The sequence below is a fragment of the Cupriavidus necator genome, from assembly GCF_016127575.1.
Taxonomy (GTDB): domain Bacteria; phylum Pseudomonadota; class Gammaproteobacteria; order Burkholderiales; family Burkholderiaceae; genus Cupriavidus; species Cupriavidus necator_D.
In genome coordinates this window covers 259,310-271,284 of sequence record NZ_CP066019.1, presented here as the reverse complement: position 1 = coordinate 271,284, position 11,975 = coordinate 259,310, and the positions used below count along the sequence as shown (strand labels likewise).

At 65.0% G+C, this 11,975-nt stretch carries 10 protein-coding genes and 2 pseudogenes; 7 read left to right on the top strand and 5 right to left on the bottom strand.

Annotated elements, in window-relative coordinates:
* Window positions 1–101 precede the first annotated feature (101 nt).
* Window positions 102–1,216, top strand: a pseudogene (locus tag I6H87_RS20280) (sensor histidine kinase).
* Window positions 1,217–1,264: 48 nt separating this feature from the next.
* Here the strand turns inward: I6H87_RS20280 and I6H87_RS20275 are convergent.
* Window positions 1,265–2,293 carry an AraC family transcriptional regulator gene (locus I6H87_RS20275; RefSeq protein ID WP_167686590.1) on the bottom strand — a complete coding sequence of 343 codons (1,029 nt, stop codon included), beginning with the start codon at window positions 2,291–2,293 and terminating at the stop codon, window positions 1,265–1,267.
* Window positions 2,294–2,545: 252 nt separating this feature from the next.
* On the opposite strand from I6H87_RS20275, the gene I6H87_RS20270 reads away from it, so the two are divergent.
* The 4 genes from I6H87_RS20270 to I6H87_RS20255 are packed head-to-tail and all read left to right on the top strand — an operon-like array spanning window position 2,546 to window position 5,459.
* Window positions 2,546–2,890 (top strand): hypothetical protein, encoded by a 345-nt coding sequence (locus I6H87_RS20270; RefSeq protein ID WP_011616480.1) that lies wholly within the window; start codon window positions 2,546–2,548, stop codon window positions 2,888–2,890.
* Window positions 2,880–3,539 carry a Dabb family protein gene (locus I6H87_RS20265; RefSeq protein ID WP_011616479.1) on the top strand — a complete coding sequence of 220 codons (660 nt, stop codon included), beginning with the start codon at window positions 2,880–2,882 and terminating at the stop codon, window positions 3,537–3,539. Before I6H87_RS20270 ends, I6H87_RS20265 begins: the two co-directional genes overlap by 11 nt.
* On the top strand, window positions 3,536–4,411 hold the full coding sequence (locus I6H87_RS20260) for an SDR family NAD(P)-dependent oxidoreductase (protein WP_010812625.1): 876 nt from the start codon (window positions 3,536–3,538) through the stop codon (window positions 4,409–4,411). The genes I6H87_RS20265 and I6H87_RS20260 overlap by 4 nt, the downstream gene beginning before the upstream one ends.
* A gap of 16 nt (window positions 4,412–4,427) precedes the next feature.
* Window positions 4,428–5,459 carry an NADP-dependent oxidoreductase gene (locus I6H87_RS20255; RefSeq protein WP_010812626.1) on the top strand — a complete coding sequence of 344 codons (1,032 nt, stop codon included), beginning with the start codon at window positions 4,428–4,430 and terminating at the stop codon, window positions 5,457–5,459.
* Window positions 5,460–5,502: 43 nt separating this feature from the next.
* Here I6H87_RS20255 and yddG read toward each other — a convergent pair whose 3' ends face one another.
* From yddG to I6H87_RS20240, 3 genes are all read right to left on the bottom strand, one after another.
* Window positions 5,503–6,447, bottom strand: a complete 945-nt coding sequence (gene yddG / locus I6H87_RS20250) for an aromatic amino acid DMT transporter YddG (RefSeq protein ID WP_011616478.1) — start codon at window positions 6,445–6,447, stop codon at window positions 5,503–5,505.
* Window positions 6,448–6,729: 282 nt separating this feature from the next.
* Window positions 6,730–7,698, bottom strand: a complete 969-nt coding sequence (locus I6H87_RS20245) for a tripartite tricarboxylate transporter substrate binding protein (protein ID WP_011616477.1) — start codon at window positions 7,696–7,698, stop codon at window positions 6,730–6,732.
* A gap of 26 nt (window positions 7,699–7,724) precedes the next feature.
* Complete coding sequence (locus tag I6H87_RS20240) at window positions 7,725–8,612, bottom strand: pyridoxal-phosphate dependent enzyme (RefSeq protein ID WP_413227103.1); 888 nt, start codon at window positions 8,610–8,612, stop codon at window positions 7,725–7,727.
* A gap of 386 nt (window positions 8,613–8,998) precedes the next feature.
* On the opposite strand from I6H87_RS20240, the gene I6H87_RS20235 reads away from it, so the two are divergent.
* Complete coding sequence (locus I6H87_RS20235) at window positions 8,999–9,910, top strand: LysR family transcriptional regulator (protein ID WP_010812630.1); 912 nt, start codon at window positions 8,999–9,001, stop codon at window positions 9,908–9,910.
* A gap of 110 nt (window positions 9,911–10,020) precedes the next feature.
* Here I6H87_RS20235 and I6H87_RS20230 read toward each other — a convergent pair whose 3' ends face one another.
* Window positions 10,021–11,469, bottom strand: coding sequence for a PQQ-dependent sugar dehydrogenase (locus tag I6H87_RS20230; protein ID WP_041687930.1), 1,449 nt, complete (start codon window positions 11,467–11,469; stop codon window positions 10,021–10,023).
* Window positions 11,470–11,611: 142 nt separating this feature from the next.
* Between I6H87_RS20230 and I6H87_RS20225 the strand changes: the two are divergent.
* Window positions 11,612–11,917: pseudogene (locus I6H87_RS20225) on the top strand (LysR substrate-binding domain-containing protein); the annotation flags it as partial.
* Window positions 11,918–11,975 lie beyond the last annotated feature (58 nt).

Genomic DNA, 11,975 nt, shown 5'->3' with positions numbered 1-11,975 from the left:
CCAGGCCGTTTCCGACGCTACTTGGAACCGCTGACAACTAGCCTAAGATAAATTCTCAAGAGTGCATTTCCGGGGCTTGCTCAGTTGCTTCAGGGGGAGACATGCGACTAGCTGACTTCATCTTGCGGAATACAGGGCGCATTGTGGCGGTATGGGAGGAGTTTGCGACCACCCTGCTGCCTGCCGCAAGAAGCATGGACTCCCTCGCGCTGCGTGACCACGCACCGCAGATCCTGCAAGCCGTGGCGAAGGATTTGTTGACCCCGCAAACGAGGGAAGCTCAACGCAAAAAATCAATGGGGCAGGCCCCCAGGCTACTCGGTGCGCCGGAGACCGCCGCACAATCACACGCCCTCATGCGCGCGCGCGGTGGCTTCAACATCAATCAACTGGTCGCTGAATACCGGGCGCTGCGCGCCAGCGTGCTGCGTTTGTGGATTGACGAATGTCAGCCGGCCGCCCCGGATCTGGACGAAGTAATGCGGTTCAACGAGGCTATCGATCAGGCAGTCGCGGAATCCGTGGATTTTTTCCATTCGGAGGTAGAGCAGGCTCGCGACCTGTTGCTCGGCATGGTTGGGCACGATATGCGCAGCCCACTGCAGACCATCCAGACGACCGCCACATATCTGGCGCGCTGAACGCTGGGGAGAAGGTATCGGAAGCTGCAGCCCGGCTGATTCGAAGTGGTTCCCGCATGAATTCTCTTCTGAATGATCTGTGCGATTTCAACCGAACAAAACTCGGCTTGGGTATCAACATCACGCCTGACGACGTCGATCTGGCTGACTTGGTTGCCGATACCGTGGACCAGTTGCGTGCGGCGTATCCGGCCCGCCGCATCGATCTTGAGGTGAAGGACAACGTGCAGGGTATTTGGGACGGTCCGCGCCTGCAGCAACTGCTTTCTAATCTGGTGCTCAATGCGATAAGGTACGGCGCGCCGGACGAGCCGGTCCGCGTTGTAGTCACCGGCCATGACGCGGAAGTCCGTCTCGAGGTCAGGAACAGTGGTCCCGCCATTGACCCGCTGTCGCTGCAGCGCCTTTTTGACCCGCTAAGGAGAGGCCCGGATCAGGAGCACAAAAACGCGGACGGCCTCGGACTCGGGCTGTATATAGTGAGCGAGATTACCAAGGCCCATCAGGGATCGATCGAGGCGCGCTCCGACCAGACAGGGACCGCGTTTGACGTGCGTCTGCCGCGTCGCAGGTAACGGGCGCGCGCAGCCTGTTCTCTGTCGCCGACAGCTGGAATTACCGCTTCACGAACTCCCGTTCACCACCTCACCCCTGCTTTCCCGCCTGAAGCGCGTCGGCGCATGCCCGTTCCAGCGCTGGAACGCCCGGCGAAACGCTTCCTCGCTGGCAAAGCCAAGCTGCTCCGCGATTCTTCCTACCGGCCAGTTGGTCGTGCACAGGCATTGTTCCGCGTATTCCTGCAGGCTGTGTTCGCGCAGTACCCGGTAGCTGCTGCCGTCGGCAGCGAGACGGCGGCGCAGGGTCGGTTCGCTCACGTCAAAGCGCATGGCCAGTTCAGCCAGCGTTGGCAGCCGCGCGCCATGCACCAGCGCTGCATGCAGGATGCCATGCACCTGCTGGCTCAGTGATACGACCTCGACCGGCGCACCGATCAGCCGGTAAGGAAAGTCTTCCAGGAACGCATCGAGCTCCGCGGCCTGGCGCACGACCGGCCGGTCGAGCAAGGCCTCATCGAATTCGAATCCGTAGGTCTGGGCCCCGGACGTGACCGCGGCATGGAACAAGCCCAGGAAAGGCATGGCGTCCTCGCGCCGGGGATGCGCCAGGTAGACGTGCGTCGGGCGCAGCGGCTGGCCGACCAGCCAGCCGAACAGCAGCATATAGAAGAAGAGCCCGGTCAGGTCCACCAGGCAAGCCGCGGAGGAGTTCGCACGCCGCAGCGAATCCATGCGGAACACCGCCTGCCCTGCGCTTTGCCCGAGGCTGAGCGCACCGGCGCGCGGATACAGCATCGCGCAGAAGTCGGCAGCGCAGCGGATCGCCTCCCTCAGCGTCTGGCTGCTCAAGACGCAACGGCACAGCAAGTCCACTTCCTGCTTGCGCATGGGGGGATGGCCGTTGCCTTTGGCGACCAGGGCTTCCAGCCGCTCGATCGCGGCGCGATAGAGCGCGGTGAACCTGGCGGGCGGCGCATGCCCGGATGCGCCGGCGGCAGGTGGTACCTCGACGCCCTGCCGCTTCAGTTCGTCCAGCAGGCGCTGCACCATGCCGTGCGGAACAGGTACGGGATTCCCCGGTATGTGGGCATTCATGGTCGCTGGTCGTGATTGCTTCGGTAGCGATGGTTGATCGTTCGGGTGGGGATCCGGTGCGACCTGGCCTCCCATAATCATCCCGGCACTTCCACCCGCGCGACAGCTTGCGCACGGCCTGGGCGATGGAGGTTGCCATGCGATGAACACCATGCCTATACGGGACAACCCAATGACCGCGCTTCCCTCCCGCAAACCCGCGGCTCCGGCATCGCAGCCCTGCTGCCCTGCCTGCGCCGCGTGAGACACACAATGATCCACATCCTCGATGAAATCGTGCTCGCGCCCGGGCACCTGCCCACTGTGCTGAGCCTGCTGGAAAGTCAGTACTTGCCTGGCAGCGCCGCCAGGGGCCTGGCACTGCTGCAGCGCTGGGTGTCGCCGCCCGTGGCGCTGGAAGATGCACCCAATACGCTGTGGCTGCTGTGGCAAGTGGCGGATGCGCCGGCTTACTACGCCATGCGCGCAAGCATCGATGCTCCGGCCCTAGCCTTCTGGTCGACAGTCGGCACGCTGTGTGAAGCCCGCCGCCGCCATGTGATGGCCGAGGCGACAGCTGCGCGGCCCCGGCGCAAGGAGCATGGCGATGCGGCTTGAGACAGCACAGGTGCGATTGCACGCCGGCTTCAGCGCCGGGACGTGCACACAGGAGCAAGCCTTGCTTGCCCGCGTTAAAACACTGCCGGGCCTGCGCCATGTGGCGATTGGCCGAAACCTGGCGGGAAGCTGGGGCGCTGGCGACTACACGCTCGACCTGCGATTCGGCGCGACTGCATCCGGCTCGCCCGGTCACGGCACCGGCCTGGCTGCCGCGCTGGACGGCATGGCAGAGGTGGATAGCGTCGCCTATCACCCGATCTCGGGCGGTCTGCGCGCCCCTCAGCTGCGCCACGGGATCTGGCGCACGCTGATGTTCCGGGTCCGGCCTGAAGCGCCGGACCGGCAGGTCCGCGCACTTGAGCAGGACCTGCTGCGGATGCCCGGTTACATGCCCGGCATCCGCAACTGGCGCCTTGCCCGCGTCTTGTCGCCCGGCACCTGGACCCATGTCTGGCAGCAGGAGTTCGCCAGCGCGGACGACCTGCTGGGCGAATACCTGATGCACCCCTTTCATTGGGGCCGCGTCGACCGATGGTTCGACCCCGAGTTTCCCGAATGGACAGTCCAGGCGATCTCCCACGCCTTCTGCCCGCTCGCGACAAGCCTGATTGCCAACCACAACCGCACAGAGGAATACGCGCCATGACCGCACACGGAAAACTGACAGGAAAGATTGCGCTGGTGACCGGCGCCAGCCGCGGCATCGGCCGTGCCATCGCGCAGCGCTTCGCGGTGGAGGGCGCGCTGGTGGTTGCCACGGCACGGCGCGCAGGCGAGTCCGAGGACGAACCTGGCACGCTGGCCGAGACGGTTGGCCAGATCAGGCGGCAAGGGGGCAGTGCCATCGCGCTGGCGGCGGACCTCGAAGACCCGGCGCAGCGCGACAACCTGGTGGCGCGGGCGGCAAGCGCCGCGGGCGGTCTCGACATCCTGGTCAACAATGCCGGCATGGCGGAATACAGCGGCATCGAATCGATGCCGCTGGAAATCTTCGACAGGACGGTCGAGCACTACCTGCGCATCCCCTTCGTGCTCAGCCGCGCAGCGATCCCGCTGCTGCGCACGCGCGGCGCGGGATGGATCCTGAACCTGGGCTCCGTCACCGCCCTGTCGCCTGCTCGCCCGTATCAAGACTTTGACCGGGCTGGCGGGGTCACGGCCTACGCCGCGGTCAAGGCTGCCATCAACCGGTTCACAGAGGGCCTGGCGGCAGAACTGGAGGCCGACAATATCGCGGTCAATTCGGTAGCGCCAAGCACGGCGATCCTCACGCCAGGCAGCGAGCGCTATATCCCGGACGGCTATCCGACCGAGCCGGTGGAGTACCTGGTGGAAACGGCGCTTGCACTCTGCAGCGTGCCGGCCCGGCTGCGCACCGGCCACATCGCCCATAGCCTGCACTTCCCCCTGGCGCACGGGCTGGACGTCCATACGCTGGATGGCAAGGGCATGCTGCCGCCGCCCGTGATCCCGTCCTGGGCACATCCCGGCCTGAGCCACGACCTGTCCGCAAGCTAAGCCCATGGAGAAGAGCATGCGCGCTGTCGTCATTGATCGTACCGGCGGACCCGACGTACTCAGGCTTGGAAACCTCCCGACGCCGGAACCCGCTGCCGGCGAAGTCCTGCTCCGCGTGGCCTGTGCCGGCGTGAATCCCGCTGACTGGAAATGCCGTGAAGGCTATCTGAGCCACTTCATGCAGTACAGCTTCCCGTTCGTGATCGGCTTCGATGCCAGCGGCGTCGTGGCAGCGGTGGGAAGCGGCGTCAAGGATTTCGTCCCGGGACAGCGCGTGTTCGCGCAAACCGCGGTCGGCGCAGGCAAGTGGGGTTCCTATGCCGAATACGTCGCGGTCAGCCAGGATTGCGTGGTGCCGATTCCCGACAATCTGGGATTTGCCGAGGCCGCGGCCGTCCCGACCCCGGCGCTGGCCGCCTGGACGGGACTCTTCGACGAAGGCGGACTCAAGCCAGTGCAGACGGTGCTGGTTCATGGCGGTGCCGGCGCGGTCGGCACGTTTGCCGTGCAACTGGCAAAAGCAGCCGGGGCAACCGTCGCAGCCACCTGCAGCGCGGCACGCCGCGACGAACTGATGGCGCTCGGCTGCGACCTGGCAATCGACTACCGTGGCGGCGACATCGCTGCCGCGATGCAGGCATGGGCGCCGGCTGGCGTCGACCTGGTACTGGACGCCGTTGGCTGCGGCACCCTGCCGAACGGCATGGACCTGCTCAGGCCCGGCGGCATCCTTGTCGCCATCCTGACGCTGGTCAGCGGCGACAACGGCCCGGATCCTGCCGCAGCCGCGCAGCGCGGCGTCCGCACCGCGGTGGCGTTCAGCAAGATGCCCAGCGGCGCGCGGCTGCGCGAGATCGCGGCGCTGCTCGACAGCGGGCGCCTGCGACCGCCCCGCATCGAATGCCTGCCGCTGGAACACGCGGGGCGCGCACTCGATCTGGTCCAGTCGGGCAAGGCGGCAAGCAAGCTGGTGCTGCGTATCGCCGAGCCAGCCAATGCACACGACCTGGTCGCTGGCTTCCAGTCAGGCAGGCCGACCGAAAAATAAGTTGGATACTGCTTGCTTGATCAAACAGCGCGGTCGCACGCACTCACGGTTCCTGGACACGTTCGCGCGACTGCGGTAATTCCGGCAACGGAGGTGCCTTGGAACGTTGCCCACGTGTTGCCAGCCAACAGAGGATCGACCCCGCACATACCATGGATGCGCCCTTCCAGAAGGCGATCGACAGGGGTGTACGCAAGAGCATGGCCGCCAGGGCGGCGGAAAGTACCGGAATGAAGTAGGAAGCGCCGGCAAGGACGGTGACATTGCCATGCAGGATGCCAACATTCCAGGCCGCATAGCCGAATCCCATCGCAGAGGCGGCCAACGCAAGATAAATCACTGCCTGATAGCTAAATTCCATCGACCCGCTCTCTGTGGCGAAATACTTGATCCACAACGCCAGCGCTGTCAGCATGAAGAACAGCGTGATGCCATTCCTGCCTTCGGCAATCCGGTTGGTCACAGTGCAATACGCCGCCCAGATCAGGGCACCAAGGAAGGCCAGCCCATAGCTGAGCGGATTGTCCTGGATGTTCTCCGCCATCCCGGCGAAGTCCAGGCCCTGATCCCCGCCAAGCACCCAGCAGATCCCGAGAATGGCGATCAGGAAGCCGGGAATGATCAGCAAGTTGGCCTTCTGCTTGTTGAATGCGATGGCACACAGCATGGTGAAGCTCGGCCACAAGTAGTTGACCATCCCCACCTCAATGGCTTGCCTGCTGCTGTTGGCGTAGCCAATGGACAAGGAAAGACACAGCTCGTACGAAACGAACAGAATGCTTCCCCAAACCAGATAGCGCCGGGGAAAATCCTGCATTCTGACGAAACCGACTGTCAGCAAGAGCAGGGCCGAGGCGACGGTATAGATCATTGCCGCCCCACCGGTTGCCCCAAGGTTTTCGCTGACACCGCGAATCAGGCCGACAATCGAGCTCCATAACAGAATCGCGATGAGCCCGATGAGAGTTGCTTTGCTCTTGCTTTGCATGACACCTGTTTGCGCCTACCAGTCGATCTGAACCATCGGCATTGTAAGGGCACCATGCTCAGCCGCAGCCAACGCGGGTATGGCCCGTCATTTCACCTGCTTGGCGTATTACCGGCCGGATACGTCGATCCAGATGGGAACGAAGTCGAGAAGGTGCCGGGGTTTTCACCGCTCCCAGAGCAGGCATTTTCAGCAACTGGGCCAGCCGTCATGTTGTGGCGGTCACGACGCGGGCCGATATAGACTCCCCATGTCAGGATCCAGGCGCTTGTCCAGGTCTAGTCATTCGGGTTGAATGCCAGCCTGCTTAGCCAGATTCGCCCAGCGATCCGTCTCTGCGCGCAGCCGGTCTCCGAGTTGAGCAGGCGAGGACGCCTTGAGGTCGATACCTTGGCTGTCGAGCCGTGCCTTGGTCTGCGGATTCGTCAATGCCGCGCGGACTTCGTCCGCAAGCCTGCTCACGACGGCAGACGGTGCCCGCGCGGGAGCCACCAGGGCCCACCATTGGCTGACCTGCATTCCCGGCAGCCTGGCTTCGGCTGCGGTCGGAACACCGGGAAGCGAAGTCACGCGCACCGGCCCCGTCACCATCAAGGCCGCGATCTTGCCACCGCCAAGCAGGCTGCTGCCGCTTGCCAGCGTAGCGAAATGGCCTTTGACCAGTTGGGCGGACACATCGGTCAGCGCGGGCGCCGAGCCCCGGTACGGTACGGCATCGACCGGGATGCCCGCCTGCGCTTCAAGCATCTTGGCGGCCAGATGGCTGATCGTGCCGTTCCCGCTGGTGGCAAGCTGCAGCGGCGTTCCTGCCTTGCGTGAGTCCGCAAGGAAGCGCTGGACGTCGCCAGCGCGATAGTGCGTGCTGTCCGCGAACAGGATGAGCGGCGCCTCGCCGAGCAGTGAAACCGGCGTGAAGTCGCGCAACACATCATATGGCATCTGGCGGAACACCGACGGCGCCACGGTATGAGCCAGCTCGATGACGCCCAGCGTGTAGCCGTCGGGAGCCGACTTTGCGAGGATGTCGGCGCCGATGCGGCCGGAGGCGCCGGCGCGATTGTCGACGACCACGGGCTGGCCCATCGATTCGCTCATTCGCTGCGCGACCGCACGGGCCAGCGCATCGGTGCTGCCGCCGGCAGCCCAGGGCACGATCAATCGGATCGGCTTTTCAGGATAGGCGGCCAGGGCCGACGGTACCTGAGCCGCGAGGCCGAAGGTGATGGCAGTCAACAGAGAACGCAAGTTCATGGGTGGCTCCGAATATTGTCTGGAAATCAAGCTTGTCCCGGATCGCGATCGCCGCGTGCAGTCAGCATCAGCATGACTGCTTCCGTCCTGGCGATGCGCCCGTCGGCGCGCAGCGCTTGCGTGGCGGCAAACCCCGCTCCCGCGCACAGCTCGACCCAGAATCCGGCCGCAGCGAGACGGCGGGTACCGTCGCGTGCTGCCGCGTCGTCGATGACCACCGCGCCGCCGCCCGATTGCCTGACGGCGTGGACCTGCTGCGCGGTCACGGTCGAGCCGGCCGTGGAGAATTGCTGGGTCGTGCCCGGGAAGTCGGACTGCTGCGGCGCGCCCGCCAGCACGCGCGACAGCCGCGGGAACGGCTCGATCGCCCAGAGGCGGGGCAGCTTCGGGAGATGTCCCAGCGTGACCAGGTCACGCAGCGCGCTATAGATGCCCCACAACAGATCCCCCCGCGCCGTCGGCACCATGACATGGTCGGGGCGGCATCCTTGCGCCACCCACTCCAGTGCGACAGCACGGTAGCCTTCCACACCAAATACCGGGCTACCCACCGCGGGCACGCTGTAGTTGGTCAGTGCAAAGGCTCCCTCTTCCCTGACGCGGCGGCGGACATGCGCCCATCGCGCGTGACCGTTGTCGCAGATGACACGCCGCGCACCGTAGTAACGCAACGCCGCATCGAAAACGGACGGAAGCGCCTGGTAGGTCGCGACTTCGCAGTCCAGTCCCGCGGCGGCGCAATAGGCCGCGGCCGAGACTGCGGCGTTGCCGCTTGACGCCAGCACCACCTCGCTCGCGCCAATATCCAGCGCCCGGCTTACGGCCTGCGCCGACATGCGATCCTTGTGCGAGCCGGTCGGATTTGCGCCTTCATTCTTGATCCATACGGACGCCACGTCCGCCAGCGACGCCAGGGTTGGCACCGGTACGCATGGCGTGGCGCCCTCCCCCAAAGACACGCCTTCCAGGTACGGCTGCCAATGCCCCCATGTATAACTTCCGCTTCTTGGTGCAAAATCCAGTGCGTGGTGCTGGTAGGCAACTTCGAGACTACTGGGCCGGCCGGCGCTTGCGCAGTTCGGGCACCCTTCCGGCATGTCGCTGACTGGATATTGAGCGTGGCAGGTAATGCATTGCAGGGCATGCATCGCCGGATTGACGAGCGCTTCGGTCGGATGCGGATAGCGACTGGCGCGCATGATAAAAGCCCAAGTGGTCATGACCCGAGTCTATGTGATGTCACGCCTGGGCAGCGCAGGCATTCCGATTATCGAATTAAGCAAAACTTATAGGGTTGGGTATGGGGACAGCCACCGACATCGTGATCAGCGCCCGCCAAATCGAGGTGTTTCGCATGGTCATGCGCCTGGGATCGGCGCGCCGGGCCGCCGAAGCCCTGCACATCAGCCAGCCCGCCGTGACACAGATCGTGCTGCAGCTTGAACAGGCAGCGCGGTTAAGACTGTTCGACCGAAGCAAAGGGCGTATGGCGCCCACGCCCGAGGCGGCGTCCCTGATCGACGAAGTCGAGCGCGTCTATGTCGGCCTCGACGCCGTGCAGCGCAAGATAGATCAGTTGCGTTCCTATGAAGATACGATCCTGCGCGTCGGCGCCTTGCACGCCATGGCCTCCAGCGTGATGCCGTCATCGGTGGCGGACTTCATCCACAACCACCCCCGCGTTCGTTGCCAGCTGGAGGTCGACAGCTCCAGGGGCTTGCGCGAGCGCCTGCTTCAGCGCGAACTCGATATCGCGTTCATGGGCGACGAGGCGGACACCAGCGGCCTGACCGCGTCCGAGTTCTACGCAGTGCAGGCGGTTTGCGTCGCTCCCGCGACGCATCCTTTCGCGGCGCGCGCGAAAGTCGGCATCGAGGATCTGATCGAGGTTCCGTTGATCGGCCTGGACGCTTCGGATCCTGCGCAACGCCGGCTGGAAGCGTGCTTTTCCGAGTCCGGCATCGAGCCGCGTTTCGTGGCGACAACACCGTACAGCCACACGCAGTGCTCACTGACCCTGGCCGGTGCTGGCCTTGCGATCACCAATCCATTGGTGGCCCGTGGCTACGTTGCGCTCGGGCTGCGCAGCGTACCGCTCACCGCTCCCGTTCGATTCCGGGCAATCCTGGCATTCCATCCGGCACAAGGCCAGTCGACTGCGGCACAGCAGTTCGTGAGCCTATGCCGGCAGCGGTTGGCCGATTTGCTGTGATGCACGTGCAGCAATGAGGGCGCGTGCAGGAAAGTGCCATAGCAGCACGTCCGCGGCGGTTCAACGGCCAGGAGCCCCTGCCCGAAGCGCAGTGCTCCTGCGCCCCGCCGTTAAGGCGTGCCGTCCGACACATCGATCCGATACACCCGCCCGCTCGTCGCCGACGTGCCCGGATCGGCCAGCACGTACAGCGCCTGCGCGTCATCCACGCCAAACGAGAACACACTGCCCGGGATCGTGACGTTCCAGTCGACCTGTTCTGCGACAACGCCGTCGCGATACATGAAGCTCAGCAGCTTGCCCGTGCAAAGGTCGGAATAGAAGTACCGCCCATGCAGCACCGGGTTGGCACTGCCCCGGTACGCATAGCCACCGACGATGGCACAAGCGCCCGCTTCGTGGCCGTATTCGAAGACCGGCATGGTCAGCCCGGTCTTGTCGCACGTGGCCGCACCCACGCAGGCGGTGCCTTCGGTCCGGTTCCAGCCGTAGTTCAGGCCCGCGCTGGTGGCCGGCGCCACGTCGACTTCCTCGCGCTGGTCCTCGCCGACATCGGCGATATACAGCAAGCCGGCGTCGAACGTAAACCGCCACGGGTTGCGCAGGCCGAGAGCCCAGATTTCGCCGCGGCTGCCGGACTGGCCGACGAAGGGATTGCCGGCAGGCAAGCCGTAGCCGGATGCCCCGCTGACGTCGATGCGCAGCATCTTGCCGAGCAGCGTTGCCGGGTTCTGGGCGTTGCCCGACGGATCGCCACCGCCGCCGCCGTCGCCCGTGCCGATATAGAGCATGCCGTCCGGGCCGAACGCGAGCTGGCCGCCGTTATGGTTGGAGAAGGTGCCGTGCGGAATCGACAGCAGCACGGTGCCGGATGCCGCGGCGATATCCGGATTCGCGGCCGATACGTTGTAGCGGGCGATGGTGATGGCCCCATTGGTGTCGGTGTAATAGACGTAGAAGCGGCCGTTGGTCCCATAGTTGGGATCGAACGCCATCGACAGCAGCCCGCGCTCGCCATCGGTCGTCGTCAGCGCGGCGATATTGAGGAACGGCGTAGCGACCAATGCGCCGTTGCGCACGATCCGGATGCGGCCGGCCCGCTCGACCACGAACAGGCGCGGATCGCCGGGGGGCGCGGTCAGGAAGATGGGCTCGGATAACCCGCCGGCAACCTGCGTCAGCGACAACTGCACTGTTTCCGGTGAGCCGTATTCCACGCTTGCCAAAGCACTGCCGCCCGCGGTCACCGCCACGGTCTGCGAAGGCGGCTGCGGCTTGAGGAGCGTGCTGCCAGCCAGCACGCTGGCGGCACTGACGGTATAGCTGCCAGCAGCCAGGTTGGACAGCGTGGTCGACTGGGTCACGGTCTGGCGGAACTGGCCGGGCCCCAATACCGTGATGGCCGCCGACGTCCCGGACGGCAGGCCGGAGATGGAGAGCGTCAGCGTGCCGGTGGCGCTGTCACCGCCCCCGTCTCCCCCGCCCCCTCCGCAAGCTGCGATACCCAGGCAGCAGGCGATGAAGAATCGGCAAAGCGAGGATCGAAGTGCTTCGGACATGGCGCGCTCCTGTCACGGCTCGGGCACAGCCTGCCATGCAAGAACCGATCCACGGCCCTGGCACAAGTCCCGCCGGGCCTTTCCGGCGGCTGGCGTGCCTCGCCCTTGTAAAAGATACCTCATGCGCGCGGCATCGGCGATGCATGCGGGCTTGTCCGTCTGGGACTTCGAGCGCCGTGGCCGTCAGTTGAAGGTGCGCGACGACGGCCAGGCCGTTTTCAACAGCACGCCCCATATCGTGATGGCCGCGCTTGAGGGGCTGGGCGTCGCCTTCCTCCCGGAAGAGGAATTTGCACCCCACATCGAGGAAGGTCGGCTGGTACGCGTGCTGGAAGACTGGTGCCCTCCGTTTGCGGGCTACCACCTGTACTACCCCAGCCGCCAGGCATCGCCAGCCTTTTCGCTGGTGGTGAATGCACTTCGCGTTGGTGGGTCGGCCCGCCGCTAGGGTGGTCAGGGCGGTGTCAGCCGCATCGTTGATATCACCGTGAAGACGCCCTCCTTCC